The organism is Sphingomonas flavalba, assembly GCF_004796535.1.
Classification (GTDB): Bacteria; Pseudomonadota; Alphaproteobacteria; order Sphingomonadales; family Sphingomonadaceae; genus Sphingomonas_L; species Sphingomonas_L flavalba.
Window position 1 is genome coordinate 39,249 of the sequence record NZ_SPHY01000002.1, and the last position, 13,678, is coordinate 52,926.

General features: G+C 69.4%; 17 protein-coding genes. 11 read left to right on the forward strand and 6 right to left on the reverse strand.

The window, feature by feature from the left end; all coding sequences use genetic code 11:
• Positions 1-129: 129 nt before the first annotated feature.
• The 8 genes from E4A53_RS01975 to E4A53_RS02010 all read left to right on the forward strand — a co-directional run bounded on the left by E4A53_RS01975 (position 130) and on the right by E4A53_RS02010 (position 6,465).
• Positions 130-450 carry an AtpZ/AtpI family protein gene (locus E4A53_RS01975; RefSeq protein WP_168694285.1) on the forward strand — a complete coding sequence of 107 codons (321 nt, stop codon included), beginning with the start codon at positions 130-132 and terminating at the stop codon, positions 448-450.
• A gap of 4 nt (positions 451-454) precedes the next feature.
• On the forward strand, positions 455-1,204 hold the full coding sequence (locus tag E4A53_RS01980) for a F0F1 ATP synthase subunit A (protein WP_168694286.1): 750 nt from the start codon (positions 455-457) through the stop codon (positions 1,202-1,204).
• A gap of 29 nt (positions 1,205-1,233) precedes the next feature.
• Entirely contained in the window at positions 1,234-1,458 is a 225-nt protein-coding gene (locus E4A53_RS01985; protein WP_136161447.1) for a F0F1 ATP synthase subunit C, read from the forward strand.
• Positions 1,459-1,494: 36 nt separating this feature from the next.
• Positions 1,495-1,983: a F0F1 ATP synthase subunit B family protein gene (locus E4A53_RS01990; protein ID WP_136161448.1), complete on the forward strand. Its 489-nt coding sequence runs from the start codon at positions 1,495-1,497 to the stop codon at positions 1,981-1,983.
• 7 nt (positions 1,984-1,990) lie between these two features.
• Positions 1,991-2,557 carry a F0F1 ATP synthase subunit B family protein gene (locus E4A53_RS01995; RefSeq protein WP_136161449.1) on the forward strand — a complete coding sequence of 189 codons (567 nt, stop codon included), beginning with the start codon at positions 1,991-1,993 and terminating at the stop codon, positions 2,555-2,557.
• 69 nt (positions 2,558-2,626) lie between these two features.
• The gene (uvrC, locus tag E4A53_RS02000) at positions 2,627-4,549 is read left to right on the forward strand and encodes an excinuclease ABC subunit UvrC (RefSeq protein WP_136161450.1); all 1,923 of its coding nucleotides are present in this window, start codon (positions 2,627-2,629) and stop codon (positions 4,547-4,549) included.
• A 54-nt stretch (positions 4,550-4,603) separates the two neighbouring features.
• Positions 4,604-5,557 (forward strand): polysaccharide deacetylase family protein, encoded by a 954-nt coding sequence (locus tag E4A53_RS02005; protein WP_136161451.1) that lies wholly within the window; start codon positions 4,604-4,606, stop codon positions 5,555-5,557.
• The gene (locus tag E4A53_RS02010) at positions 5,554-6,465 is read left to right on the forward strand and encodes a GNAT family N-acetyltransferase (RefSeq protein WP_239018089.1); all 912 of its coding nucleotides are present in this window, start codon (positions 5,554-5,556) and stop codon (positions 6,463-6,465) included. Before E4A53_RS02005 ends, E4A53_RS02010 begins: the two co-directional genes overlap by 4 nt.
• Before the next feature lie 4 nt (positions 6,466-6,469).
• Here the strand turns inward: E4A53_RS02010 and E4A53_RS02015 are convergent, their stop codons facing one another.
• The 4 genes from E4A53_RS02015 to E4A53_RS14985 form a co-directional block, all read right to left on the reverse strand.
• Positions 6,470-7,534 (reverse strand): mechanosensitive ion channel family protein, encoded by a 1,065-nt coding sequence (locus E4A53_RS02015; protein ID WP_136161452.1) that lies wholly within the window; start codon positions 7,532-7,534, stop codon positions 6,470-6,472.
• A gap of 284 nt (positions 7,535-7,818) precedes the next feature.
• Positions 7,819-8,874 carry an acyltransferase family protein gene (locus E4A53_RS02020; protein ID WP_136161453.1) on the reverse strand — a complete coding sequence of 352 codons (1,056 nt, stop codon included), beginning with the start codon at positions 8,872-8,874 and terminating at the stop codon, positions 7,819-7,821.
• Complete coding sequence (locus E4A53_RS02025; RefSeq protein WP_136161454.1) at positions 8,871-10,220, reverse strand: putative O-glycosylation ligase, exosortase A system-associated; 1,350 nt, start codon at positions 10,218-10,220, stop codon at positions 8,871-8,873. Before E4A53_RS02025 ends, E4A53_RS02020 begins: the two co-directional genes overlap by 4 nt.
• Positions 10,213-10,347: a hypothetical protein gene (locus E4A53_RS14985; protein WP_275401790.1), complete on the reverse strand. Its 135-nt coding sequence runs from the start codon at positions 10,345-10,347 to the stop codon at positions 10,213-10,215. Before E4A53_RS14985 ends, E4A53_RS02025 begins: the two co-directional genes overlap by 8 nt.
• Positions 10,348-10,618: 271 nt before the next feature.
• On the opposite strand from E4A53_RS14985, the gene E4A53_RS02030 reads away from it, so the two are divergent.
• Complete coding sequence (locus E4A53_RS02030) at positions 10,619-11,848, forward strand: TIGR04063 family PEP-CTERM/XrtA system glycosyltransferase (protein WP_136161455.1); 1,230 nt, start codon at positions 10,619-10,621, stop codon at positions 11,846-11,848.
• The gene (locus E4A53_RS02035) at positions 11,848-12,294 is read left to right on the forward strand and encodes a hypothetical protein (protein ID WP_136161456.1); all 447 of its coding nucleotides are present in this window, start codon (positions 11,848-11,850) and stop codon (positions 12,292-12,294) included. The genes E4A53_RS02030 and E4A53_RS02035 overlap by 1 nt, the downstream gene beginning before the upstream one ends.
• On the opposite strand, the gene E4A53_RS02040 is transcribed toward E4A53_RS02035, so the two are convergent.
• Together E4A53_RS02040 and E4A53_RS14575 are read right to left on the reverse strand one after the other, a co-directional pair.
• Positions 12,291-12,575: a hypothetical protein gene (locus E4A53_RS02040; RefSeq protein ID WP_136161457.1), complete on the reverse strand. Its 285-nt coding sequence runs from the start codon at positions 12,573-12,575 to the stop codon at positions 12,291-12,293. The genes E4A53_RS02035 and E4A53_RS02040 overlap by 4 nt on opposite strands.
• Positions 12,572-12,748 carry a hypothetical protein gene (locus E4A53_RS14575; protein WP_168694288.1) on the reverse strand — a complete coding sequence of 59 codons (177 nt, stop codon included), beginning with the start codon at positions 12,746-12,748 and terminating at the stop codon, positions 12,572-12,574. The genes E4A53_RS02040 and E4A53_RS14575 overlap by 4 nt, the downstream gene beginning before the upstream one ends.
• 98 nt (positions 12,749-12,846) lie before the next feature.
• Here E4A53_RS14575 and E4A53_RS02045 point away from each other — a divergent pair, with 98 nt between their 5' ends.
• Complete coding sequence (locus E4A53_RS02045; protein ID WP_136161458.1) at positions 12,847-13,500, forward strand: S24 family peptidase; 654 nt, start codon at positions 12,847-12,849, stop codon at positions 13,498-13,500.
• The last annotated feature ends 178 nt before the right edge of the window (positions 13,501-13,678 follow it).

Sequence of the window (13,678 nt, forward strand, 5' to 3'; positions counted from 1 at the left end):
GCACGGCGGCACGGTGTTGACTTGCACCCGCCCGGTTCCTAAACGAGCCGCGCGCCGGCAGGGTGGCCTGCGGTGGCAGTGCGTCGCCTGGACTTTGTCCGGCGATGTTTTCTTATCTGTAGGTGTGCCTTGGCTGACGACCGCCAGACCGGGAAGGATGATCTCGACCGACGCATCGCCGATGCGAAGGCGGAGCATGCCCGTGGCGGCACGCAACCAGTGGGCGCCGCCGAAAGCCGGGGCTGGGCGGTTGGTGTCGAATTCGTCGGCGCGGTGCTGGTCAGCGGCTTCATCGGCTGGCTGATCGACAACCACGCCGGCCTTGGCACAAAGCCATGGGCGATGGTGGTGATGCTGGTCCTGGGTTTCGCCGCCGGCACGCGCCGGGCGATGAAGACCTCGGCTCAGTTCGACGCGAGCCCCGACAACGACGAGCGGAACGAGAAGTAGCGGCATGGCCAACCCGATGGAGCAGTTCGAGATCAGGACCCTGCATCCGCTGGATGCGATGGGTTATGATGTCTCGTTCACCAACAGCTCGCTGTGGATGCTGGTGGCGATGGTCAGCATCGCCGCCTTCCTGTTCATCGGCACGGCGCGGCCGCAATTGGTGCCGAGCCGCTGGCAAGCCGCCGTCGAGTATATGTACGAATTCGTTCAGAAGATGCTCGACGAGAATGTCGGTGCCGATGGCCGGCGCTTCGTGCCGTTGGTCTTTTCGATCTTCGTCTTCGTGCTCGCCTGCAACCTGCTCGGCCTGTTGCCGTGGATCGGCGCGTTCACCCCGACCAGCCATGTCGCGGTAACGCTTGGTCTGGCGGCGATCGTGTTCGCGGTGGTCTGCATCGTCGGCTTCGCGCGCCATGGCCTGCACTTCTTCAGTCTTTTCTGGCCGAAGGACGCCAACATTCTACTCGGCGCCTTCGTATTCCTGATCGAATTCATCAGCTTCCTGTCGCGGCCGTTCACCCTGGCGATCCGGTTGTTCGCCAACATGACCGCCGGGCACGTGCTGCTGAAGGTGTTCGGCACCTTCGTCGTCGCCCTCGGCTCGTTCCAGGCGCTGCCCTATGTGTTCGGCGTGCTGCCGCTCGCGGTCAACGTCGCGCTGACCGCTCTGGAGCTGTTGATCGCGGTGGTGCAGGCCTATGTTTTCGCATTGCTGACGTCGATCTATCTGAACGACGCGGTCAATCTTCATTAAGCACTTCAATCGACGGAAAGGTATTTGACATGGACGCAGAAGCAGCACGGGTCATTGGTGCCGGTCTGGCGGCGGTTGGCGCGGGTCTCGCGGCCATCGGCGTCGGCTCGGTGTTCGGCCAGTATCTGAACGGCGCGGTCCGCAATCCGGAAGCCGACGCCAAGATGGGCGGCCGCCTGATCTTCGGCTTCGCCGTGACGGAAGCGCTCGGTCTGATCGCGGCGGTCGTTGCGCTGGCGCTGGCGTTCAGCTGAGTCAAAACGTCGCCGCACGCCTGAAACGGGAAACCGATGCCGCAATTTGATTTCGCCACTTTCGTGCCGCAGCTTGCCTGGCTGACGGCGTTCTTCGCGATCCTGTATTTCGGGATCGTGCGCTTCACCTTGCCGAAGCTCGGTCGGGTGATGACAGCGCGTGAGGATCAGGTCACCGGCGATATCGCCACGGCCGAAAGGGCGAAGGCGGAGGCGGACAACATTCAGGCTGCCTATGACGAAGGCATCGCCGAAGCGCGGGAGCGCGCCCGCGCTACGCTGGCCGACAGCAAGGCGCAGGTCGGTCGGTCGGTCGAAGCCCGGCTGGCGGCGGCCGGCGAAGAAGTCGACGCCCGGCTGAAAACGGCGGAAGCCGCGCTCGAACAGGCCCGGGCCAAGGCGATGACGAGCATCGAGTCGATCGCGGCGGAGGCTTCCGCCGACATCGTCGAGCGTTTTACCGGCAAGCGGCCGACCCCGTCCGTCGCCGCCAAGGCCGCCAAGGCCGCTGTTGCGGCACATTGAGGCAGGCATGAGCGCACACGTACCCGGCATTCCGCAGAACACCGTCGCCCTCACCCACGAGGACGCCACCCATGGCGCGGAACCGCAGTTGCTCGGCCTGGGGGCAGAGGGCTGGGTCTATGTCAGCCTGACTCTGTTCTTCATTCTGGCGCTGGTGCTGAAACTACCCAAGCAGATCGCCGGCGGGCTCGATTCGCGCATTGCCGATACCCGGCGACAGCTTGACGAAGCGAAGGCGATCCGTGCCGAAGCGGAGGCCCTGCTCGCTGAGGCGCAGAAGCGCAATGCGGCAAGCGCGGGCGACGCCGACGCCATCGTCGCGCGAGCGCGGGAGGAGGCGCAGCAGATCGTCACCGCCGCGGAAGAGGATGCCAGAAATCTCGTCGCGCGGCGGGCGCGGATGGCGGAAGAGAAGATCGCGGCCGCGGAGCGCGGCGCGGTGGCGGATATCCGTGCCGCTGCCGCCAGCGCGGCGGTGAGCGCGGCGACCGCGCTGATCGCAGAGAAGCACGATGCGACGACGGACAAGGCGCTGATCGACCGGACGATCGCCGGGTTGGGCCGCGCCAACTGACCGTCCTCGGCCATCGGGCGGGGTGAACAAACGGTGGTATCGGCGCGTCCGGCATCCTAAATCCCCGCCATGCCCAAGCCGCAGGCACCGGATCGCTTCAACGAGGAAAAGGCCGTCTACACCGTGCGCGGTGCGGACGCGCCCAATCTCGAGGAAGGCGTGCGTGCGATCCGCACTGTCCTGAAGACGCTGCCGGCCCGGCCCGGCGTCTACCGCATGCTCGATGCGCGGGGCGACGTGCTGTATGTCGGCAAGGCGCGGGCGCTACGCAATCGCGTCGTCAACTACACCCAGGTCGCCCGCCTGCCGAAGCGGTTGCAGCGGATGGTCGCACAGACCCGGTCGATGACCATCGTCACGACCAACAACGAAGCCGAAGCACTGCTGCTCGAAGCGCAACTGATCAAGCGCTACCGTCCGCCTTACAACGTCTTGCTGCGCGACGATAAGAGCTTCCCTTTCATCCTGCTTCATGCCGACCACGCTTTTCCGCGCATCCATAAGCATCGCGGCGCGCGCAAGGCGAAGGGCAATTATTACGGCCCGTTTGCCAGTGCCGGCTCGGTGACGCGGACGCTGAACGCGTTACAGAAGCTGTTCCTGCTGCGCTCGTGCACCGACAGCTTCTTCGCCAACCGGTCGCGGCCCTGCCTGCTCTACCAGATCAAGCGCTGCTCCGCCCCGTGTGTCGGCCGCATCTCGGAAGACGCCTATGGCGAGTTGGTCGACGATGCGAAGGCGTTTCTGGCCGGCAAGTCGACCCAGGTGCAGCGCAAGCTCGGCGCGGCGATGGAGCGCGCCTCCGCCGAACTCGATTTCGAGCTGGCGGCGATCTACCGCGATCGGTTGAAGGCGCTGACCTTCATCCAGGGCGGCCAGGCGATCAATGCCGAAGGGCTGGGCGACCTCGACATCTTCGCGCTGGCGCGCACCGCCGGCGTCGTCTGCATCCAGGCCTTCTTCATCCGGGGCGGCCAGAATTGGGGGCACCGCGCCTTCTTCCCGTCCCATGTCGCCGACGTGCCGGATGACGAAGTGATGGTCAGCTTCCTCGTCCAATTCTACGAAAGCGTGCCGCCGCCAAAAATGGTGCTGGTCGACCGCGACCTGCCCGACGCGGATTTGCTGGTGGAAGCGCTCGGCGCGCAGGCCGGCTTCCGTGTCACCCTGTCGCGACCCCGGCGGGGGGATCGGCTGCGGCTGATCCGGCAGGCTGAACGCAACGCGGTCGAGGCGCTGGAACGGCGAATGGCGGAAACGACGACGCAGGCAAAGCTGTTGCGTGAGCTGGCGGAGTTGTTCGATCTGGACGGGCCGCCCGACCGGATCGAGATATACGACAACAGCCACATCATGGGCACCAACGCGCTGGGCGCGATGGTCGTCGCCGGCCCGGAGGGTTTCCGCAAAAACGCCTATCGCAAGTTCAACATCAAGCGTGCCGAGACAGTCCCTGGCGACGATTTCGCGATGATGCGCGAGGTGCTGGAACGGCGCTTCGCCCGGGCGCGGAGCGAGGACCCGGATCGCGACGGCGGGGACTGGCCCGATCTGGTATTGATCGACGGCGGTCGCGGCCAGCTGAACGCCGTGCGGCAGGTGCTGGAGGAGATGGGGGTGGAGGACGTGCCGCTGGTCGGCATCGCCAAGGGGCCGCACCACGGGCGGGACGGGCGCGAAATATTCCATCTGACCGACGGGCGGGAAATCAGCCTGCCGCCCAACGCGCCGGTGCTGTTCTACCTGCAGCGACTGCGCGACGAGGCGCATCGCTTCGCGATCGGCGCGCATCGGACCCGGCGCGCCAAGCAGATCGGCGGCAGCTCGCTGGATGAGGTGCCGGGCATCGGCCCGGCGCGCAAGAAGGCGCTGCTGATGCATTTCGGCACGGCGCGGGCGGTGCGCGACGCCAGCCTTGAGGATCTGTGCCGCGCGCCGGGCGTGTCGACCGGCGTCGCCCAGGGCATCTACGATTTCTTCCACAGCCGCTAGGCGGCGCGGTTGACGGTTTACCCGTCCTTATCCCCGGCGGCGTAGGCAGCCGGGATGACGACGCGGGTACTGCTGACGATCGATACGGAACTGGTCTGGCGCCATTACGCCGCCGGGCTCGATGTCGCCGACGTCATACGCCGCTCGATCGACCCGGCCGGAGTCGGCCTGCGCTACCAGCTCGCCCTGCTCGGGCGGCATGGGTTGAAGGCATGCTTCTTCGTCGACCCGATGCCGGCGCTGGTGCTGGGGCGAGAGGCGATCCGCGCGATCGTCGCGCCGATCCTGGCGGCGGGGCAGGAGGTGCAGTTGCACCTGCACCCCAATTGGGCGGGGGCGACGCTGGACGATCGTCGCGCCGGCGGCAGCTTCGAGTTGAACGCCTATCCGCCGGAACGGCAGCGGGCGTTGATCGCCGAGGCACGGGCGTTGCTGGTCGAGGCGGGAGCGCCGCCGCCGATCGCGTTCCGCGTCGGGAGCTTTGCCGCCGACGACGCGACGCTCGCCGCGCTGGCGGCGCTTGGCCTGCGGTACGACAGCAGCCACAACGGCAGCCATGCGCCATGGCCGAGCGCGATCGGGTTGCCGGCGGAGCAAAGTTTCCCGCTAGGTTATCAGGGTATTATCGAGGTGCCGGTTACGCAATTCAGCGAGGGGCCGGGGCGGTTGCGGCCGTGCCAGCTAACCGCGGCGTCGGCAGGGGAGTTGGTGGCGGCGGTCGATCATGCTGTTGGAAATGGCCACCCGCTGGTGACGCTGGTCAGCCATAGTTTCGAGCTGGCCTGCCGGGACGGGCGGCGGCCGAATCCGGTGCTGGTCAGGCGGTTTTCGACGCTGTGCCGGCGGCTGGCCGAGCGGGCGGAGCGGGCGCCGACGGCGTTTTTCAGCGAATTGGAGGCCGTGCCGCTCGGCGTCGTCGCGACGCCGATGCCCTACAGCCTGCGCCGCACCGCCGGGCGGATGGCGGCGCAGGCGATGGCGAATCTGCTTTACGAGGGGCGATTGTGAGCGCGGCCCCGCTCGTCCGCCCGCCCGCCTCGGTGCCGCTGCGCCTGACCGCCGGCGCCCGCACGATGCTGACCCTGCACCGGCGGCTGCACCGCGTCGGCGTGACGCTGGCCGGCGGCCTGTCCGGCGCGCCGGTGACGCTGCCGCCGCTAGCCGACGCGGAGGGCTGGCTGGTGACGGCGTTGCCGGTCGCCCAGGCCGGGGTCGTGGCGCCCGACGGCAGCGCCGTGCTGGAGCGCCAGCGTTATGCCAGGCGCTATGTCGACCTGACGGGCAGGTTCGACGCCTATCTGGCCGGCCTGTCGCCGGCGACCCGCGCGTCGCTGCGCCGCAAGGCGCGGCGGCTGGCCAACGCCAGCGGCGGGACGATCGCGATCACCGCCCACCACGACCCGGCGTCGATCCACGAATTCTACCGCAAGGCGCGAGGAATTTCGCGGCTGACCTATCAGGAGCGGCTGCTCGATGCCGGCCTGCCGACCGGCGACGACTTCATCGCCGACATGCAGCGCGCGGCGGCGGCGGGGCGGCTGCGTGCCTGGCTGCTGCACATCGGCGGGCGAGCGGCGGCCTATCTCTACTGCCCGGCCGTCGGGGACACGCTGCTCTACGCCTATCTCGGCCACGATCCGACTTTCGCCGCGCTGTCGCCGGGCACGGTGCTGCAATACAGTGCGCTGGAAGCGCTGTTCGCCGAGCAGCGTTTCGCCCGGTTCGACTTCACCGAGGGCGACGGCCAGCACAAACGGCAGTTCGCGACCGGGGCGGTGCCCTGCGTCGACTTGCTGATCCTGCGCCGGTCGCCGGCCAATCTGGCGGTGCTCGGCCTGCTGGGCGGGTTCGACCAGGTGGCGGCGCTGGCCAAGCGCTGCGGCGCCGGACCGCTGGTGCGGCCGCTGCTGCGCTGACCGGTCAGGCCTGGCGCGGTTCCGGTTCGGGCGCCGGCGGCGGGGAGAACAGGCGCAGGCCGACTTCGTGCAGGCGCCGGATCGTCGCGATCATGATCGCGTGGCGTGCCTCCATCATCCGGTCGGCGCCGGCGCGGACATGGAACATCAGTTCGAGCGTCAGCCCATTGGTGTCGAAGGCGGTCAGCCAGGCGTGGTCGAAACGGCAATCACTTTCCGCCTCGACGATGGCCTTCAGCGCAGCCGGAAGCTGTTCCAGCAATGCCGGGTCGCTGGTGTAGAGCAGCGGCAGGTTGAGCACGACGCGGCGGTTGGTGATCCCGCGCAGGTTGCGGATGACGTCGCCGAGCAGCTTGTCGTTGGAGACGACGAGCTGGTCGCCGTCGACCGAGCGGATCCGCGTCGTCTTCAGGCCGATCGCCTCGACCTGACCGGTAAGGTCGGTGTCGAACTTGATCGTGTCGCCGCGCCGGAACGGTTTGTCGAACAGGATCGACAGCGCGGCGAACAGATCCTTGAAGATGCCTTGCGCGGCAAGGCCGATGGCGATGCCGCCGATGCCGAGGCCGGCGACGAGGCCGGTGACGTTGACGCCGAGATTGTCGAGCACGAGGATCAGCGCGATCGCGAACAGCGCCACCGTCACCAGCAGGCGGATGATGTTGATCGCGTTGCCGAGTGCCTCATGCTCGCCGGCGTCGCTACGATATTCGATGAAGCCGATGATCAGTTCGCGCGCCCACATCGCCGCCTGAAATGCGGTGATGACGACGAAGATGAAGTTGAACACCTCCGCCACCGGCTGCGGCGCCTGCGCGAAATGGACGACGAGCCGCGCCGACAATGCGAAAATGAACAGGTTGCCGGTGCGCGCGATCGTCCGGCCGATGATCGTCGCCCAGCCCGGTTCCGTCGCCATCCGGTGGCACAGCTTTTCGCCAAGGCTGCGGATGAAGCGGAACAGCAGCGCGATCGCCGCCGCCGCGATGACGCCGAGGATGATCTGCGCGCTGTGGGTTTGCAGCCAGTCGACCATCGCCGTCCACAGCGCGGCGATTTCAGCCGGCAAGTCCGGCACATGGCTGGGGGGCGGGCCGGCGGGCGTCGTAATGGCGTCTTCCTTTCAGACAGGCGGGTGACGGACCGGACAGGGCGGGGCCGCCGGCACGCAGCCGTGAATCCGCCGCAACCAGATAGCGCTGGGCGGGGCAAGCGGGCAATTCCCCCGCGCTGACGCCGCCCTTCGCCAATGCCTGTCCGTTTCAGGCGGCCGGTGCCGATTCCGCTTCAAGCGGACGAACTCTAACACGCGATTGGCGCGCGGGGTTCCGGCCGAGTGGCGACTGAGTAGTCTCAGGCGGCTGCCGCCGGGCGGGGCGACAGCGGAGGGCGAGCGTTCAGCCAGCGTTGGGCGGGGCGTTCGACCAGCCGGTGGAGCAGGGCGGAGGCGAGCAGCGCCAGCGCGAGATAGGCAGCGATATGCAGCGGGCCGACATGGGCGGGGTCGGCGACGAACAGCAGCTTGAACCCGATCCAGACCAGCGTGTGCGACAGGTAGGTAGCGTAGCTGACCTCACCCAGCCACACCGCCCAGCGGGCGCCGAGCAGCCCCGGCCGCGTCGCGAGCAGCAGGACCAGCCCGGCGCAGAACAGTGGCGCGGCGATGCTTTCCGGCAGGCCGGCCAGCCATAGCAGCGGTGCGGCAAGCAGCAGCACGATGGCGGCGATGCCCGGCGCGGCCGCCGGCCGCCGCCACGCGGCGCAGAGCAGGGTGCCAAGCGTGAATTCTGCAAGGCAGCGCAGCAGGCCGAGGCGGGGCACGTCGATATACAGCCGCCCGCCGGGCGCATAGGCCCAGGCAAGCAGGGCGAGCAGCCCGGCCGCGACCGCGAGCGAGAGAGCGAAGGGGCGGCGCTGCCAACCGATGGCGGCGAGCAGCGGGAACAGCAGATAGGCCGCCCATTCGGTGCTGATCGACCAGGCCGGGACGTTCCAGCCGAGCGTATCGGTGAAGCCCCAGTTCTGGAGGAGCAGCGCGTGCAGCGGCAGTTCGGCGAACGGATAGCGGCCGGGGTCGCCGCGTCCGGTGGCGGCGAACAGGGCGGCCAGCACCGTCAGCGCGGCGAGCAGGAACAGATGGAGCGGCCAGATGCGGGCGATGCGCCGCCACAGGAACGGCAGGATCGCCTCCCGCCCGCCGGCGGACAGGCGCCCGGCATAGCTGAGCCACAGCACGAAGCCGGACAGGACGAAGAACAGGTCGACCGCCAGATAGCCGTAGCCGAGCAGCCGATGGAGCGGCGCCGGCAGCCAGTCGATGCTGTCACGGATGTGGAACAGCACCACATACCAGGCGGCGAAACCGCGGATCGCGGTCAGCGCCGGCAGGTCGTTGGCGCGGCCGCTCATGCCGCCGGCGCCGGCGCCCGGGGGCGGACGAACGGGTGGCGGCGGGCGCCGCGATCCCGCGCCTTGAGCCAGCCGTCCAGCCCGATCTGCAGGCCGATCAGCATCAGCATGAACGGCTGGACCGCGATGGCGACGAAGGCGGCGCCGACCAGGTAGATGATCTGGGCATGCTGAAGCGCGGTGGCGAGCGAAGCGATCCACCCATCCTCCGGCCCGGCGCGGGCGTAGCGGCGGCGGATCACCTCCATCCGCCACAGGCCGCCAAGCTGGATCGCCAGCCACAGCAGCAGGCCGGGAAAGCCCTGCTCGCCGAGCATTTCGAAATAGGCGCTGTGGTAGGCGCGGGCCTTGTCGATGATCGGGTTCGCCTCGACCGTGTTGCCGATGCCGGCGGTGCGTTCGGTCGCGACGACGACGCGGTTGGCGCGGTAGGCCTCGAACCCGCCGCCGAGCGGGTGTTCGCGGGCGAAATCCCATGTCCAGCGCCACACCGCCAGCCGGGTCGATGCCGACTGGTCCGCCTTGTATTCGGTGATCGTGCCCATGCGCTGGGTGAAGCTGTCGGGCAGCAGCGGCGCGGCGACCAGCACCGCCGCCGCCAGTGCGCCGAGATAGGCGCCGCGATGGCGCACGTCGCGCAGCATCAGCAGGCCGAGCACGCCGATGCAGACCAGGCCGGTCCGCGCCTCCGTCCCGACCGGCAGGATCAGGCAGGCGAAGATCAGCGCCGCCGCGAACAACCGTACCCGTCCGTCCGGCGGGTAGATGGTGCCATGGCGGCGCAGATGGAGGATCAGCGGCACCAGCGCGATCGCCACCGTCGAGATCGTGCTGCCTTCGTACAGGCCGCTGTTGTTGTCGACCATCAGGTTCAGGGCGCCGTAGCCGCCGCCGGACAGCAGCGTCTTGATCCCGCCGACGATGATGATCGAGGCGACCGACAGGGTCATGAACAGCGCCAGCGCCTCCATCCGCAACCGGGTGCGCAGGGTGAGCGGCAGGAAGGCAGTGAACGCCAGCGCCTTCCACACCCAGTCCCACTTGTCCGCCGCCTCCACCGGGAAGGCGGCCCAGCCGGTGGTGACGCCGCACCAGCCGAGGAGGAGCAGGATCACGATCTGGCGCGGGGCGATGCGCGCGCCCCGCCGGTCATCTGCCAGCAGCCAGCCGCCGGCCGCCAGCATCGCGACGATCAGCGACAGCGGCACCGCATTCAGCAGGTAATAGGTCAGCCGTTGCGGCGCGACGATGTCGACATAGGCATAGGCGAGGACGAACAGGAACGGCCGCCGCAGGCCAAGGCCGAGCAGCGCGAGCAGGAAGCCGATGAAGGCAAGGTCACGCACGCGGCGGCCGGCCGCCGCGCCGGGCGGGCGGCGGCGCATCCCGATCCAGATCCGCCCGCCCGGCCAGCCGCCATGCCGCCAGCAACAGCAGGGCATGGGTCAGGGCGAGAGCGAAATTGTCGATCATCGGGCGCGGGCTTAGCGCGGGGGCGGTTGATGTGGCGTAAACCTTGGGGGTGGGGATGGGTGAGCTTGGCGGCGGGGCATGGGGGCATGCCCGGTCCTGCACCCATTTCCCGTCCATCCCGAGCGCAGTCGAGGGACGCATGGGATCGGGTGCGTCCCTCGACTGCGCTCGGGATGGACGGGTTTGGGGGGGTAGAAGGGGGGAAGGGGGACTGGCGCGTGCGGTGGTGCGGTTGACGGGGCGTTAAACATGGGCGGGGCATGGGGCGGGGATGCGGGTGCTTCATATCCTTGACCACAGCGTGCCGTTGCACAGCGGCTACAGCTTCCGCACCCGCGCGATATTGAAGGCGCAGGAGGCGATGGGGCTGGAGGTGGCGGCGGTGACAGGGCCGCGCCACACCGCGCTGGGGCCGGGCGAGGAGTGGGTGGACGGGCTGCGCTTCTTCCGCACCGAGACGCCCCCGGCGGCGCCGTCGCCGATCGGCGAGTGGCGGGAGGTGAAGGCGCTCGGCCGGCGGCTGGACGCGGTGGTCGGCGCGTGGAAGCCCGACATCCTCCACGCCCATTCGCCGGTGCTGACCGCGCTCGCCGCGCTCCGCGTCGCGCGGCGGCGGGGGTTGCCGCTGCTCTACGAGATCCGCGCGTTCTGGGAGGACGCGGCGGTCGGCAATGGCACCGGGCGCGAAGGCTCCGCCCGTTACCGGCTGACCCGGTTTCTGGAGACTCGCGCCGTCCACGCCGCCGATGCGGTGGCGGTGATCTGCGAGGGTTTGCGGCGGGACCTGGTGGCGCGCGGGGTGCCGGTGGACAAGATCAAGCTGTCGCCGAACGGCGTCGACCGGACGCTGTTCGGTGCGTCGCCGCCGCGCGACGAAGGGCTGGCGGCGGAGTTGGGGCTGGTCGGTACCGACACGGTCGGGTTCATCGGCAGCTTCTATGCCTATGAGGGGATCGACGACCTGATCGCGGCGATGCCGGCGCTGGTGAAGCGGCGCCCGAAGGCGCATCTGCTGCTGGTCGGCGGCGGGCCGATGGAGGAGGCGCTGAAGGCGCAGGCGCAGGCATCGCCGGTGTCCGGCCGCATCCGCTTCGCCGGGCGGGTGCCGCACCGCGAGGTCGCGCGCTATTACGGGCTGGTCGACATCCTCGCCTATCCGCGCAAGCGGATGCGGCTGACCGAGCTGGTTACGCCGCTGAAGCCGCTGGAGGCGATGGCGGAAGGCAAGCTGGTCGCCGCGTCCGACGTCGGCGGGCACCGCGAGCTGATCGAGGACGGGGTGACCGGCACGCTGTTCGCGCCGGGGGAGCCGGAGGCGATCGCCGGGGCGCTGGCCGGGCTGTTCGACGACCGCGCGCACTGGCCGGCGCGGCGGGAGGCGGCGCGGGCCTATGTGATCCGCGAGCGGGACTGGGCGGCGAACATCGCGCGCTACGCGCCGGTCTATCGCGCCTTGACCGGCCGCCATCCGCTTGGTCTAGCGGCGGGAGGGAGAGCGTGATGGCGATGAGCCCGCGGAATGAGACGATGGCCTGCGCGGCCGGGCTGGCGCTGGTCGCCGCGACGGGCGTGCTGCTGGCGCCGGGCGGGTTGCTGGTGGCGCTGGTCGGGCTGACCGGATTGCCGGCACTGGTCCCGGCAGCGGCGCCGCCGCTGGGGATGACCGCGCGGCTGCTGATCGCCGGCGCGGCGGCGGCGGGCGTCGGCCTTGGCTTCGTCGCGCTGCTGCACGGGCTGAACCGGCGGCAGCGCGCCCGGCGCTGGACGGGCGCGGCGGCGTCAGACGCGGTGTTTCACCCCGCGCCGGAGCCGGTGGACGCGGGCGCGGGTGCGGGGGCGACGGTGCTGCTTGCCCGGCTGGAGGCGGGGCTGGCGCGGCTGGGCGGGCGGCCGCCGGCGGTCAGCGCCGAACTGGCCGACGCCGTCCGCCGGATCGGCCGGGCCTAGTCCGCCTCGACGGTCAATGCCTCGATGACGATCGCGGCGCCGTCGTCGGCGGCGGTGTTGTCGGCGACGATGTGACCGGGGAGCGGAAGATCGTCGCAGTCCAGTCCGTCGAGGAGCGCGGTGCGCTGGCCGTCCGGCACCGTCAGCACGATCCGGTGCCGGGCGCCGGTGAAGGTGACGCTGGCCCAGGGGCGCGACCGGCTTTCGACGACGGTCAGGCCGGGCGCGCGGCGGGCAAGGCAGCGGCAGAGCGCGGCGAGCGGGTCGGCGCGGCGGCTCATTGCGGCTCGCCGGCGATGTAGCGCAGAATGCGGGCGACCATCCGCGCGCCGGGTTCGCGCCCGTTGCGCAGGTCGTGGACCAGGCGGGGGTCGCGCACGGCGTTGCGGCCAAACCGGGTTGGCGGCATCCCAGTCTGCTTCAGATACACCTCGATTTGCCGCAATATCGTCATTCGTCCTCTCCGCCAGACTTGGAACAAATAGGGAATATCCTATGTCTGGCAGGATTTCCTACTTGTCTAGGAAAAATCCTATCACTATATTGGCAGGCATGGACCAGCCCGATCCCCGCGCCGCGCTCGACGCCCTGATCCGGGAGAAGGGCGAGGATTACGCGTCGCTGTCGCGGATGATCGGCCGCAACCCCGCCTATCTGCAGCAATATATCAAGCGCGGCACCCCGCGCCGGCTGGCCGAGGAGGATCGGCATGTGCTGGCCCGCTATTTCCGCGTGCCGGAGACGCTGCTCGGCGCGCCCGCCGACCGGCCGGCGCGGCAGCCGATGGGGGATATCGCGCGGGTCAGGCGGCTGGCCATCGACGCCTCCGCCGGCCCCGGCGCGGTGCCGGGCACGGAGCGGGGGATCGGCGTGATCGGGTTCGACCCGGCTTGGCTGCGCCGGCAGGGCGTCGACCCGGCAATGCTGTCGGTGATTTCGGTCGACGGCGATTCGATGACGCCGACGCTGGACGACGGCGACGAGATACTGGTCGACCGCGCCGACGGCGTCGCGCGGCTGCGCGACGGCATCTATGTGTTGCGGGTCGAAGACGTGGTGTGGGTCAAGCGGGTGGCGATGAACCCGACCGGGCGGCAGTTCACGATCAAGAGCGATAACCCCGCCTATCCCGCCTGGCCGGATTGCGACCCGGCGGCGATCAACGTCATCGGCCGAGTCGTCTGGGTCGGGCGGCGGATGCCCTGACCGCTGCAGGCGTGATGCCATGCGTGGGAATCGTCATTGCGGGCGGAGCAATCCGGGACGGTTGGCGCGCGCTCTGGATTGCTTCGCTTCGCTCGCAATGACGGAAGGGGGCGATTCAATGGCGGCGGAGTCCGTCCCGTTCGGGTTGAAGCGGCGGGATAGCCCCTCCGCTTCGGGG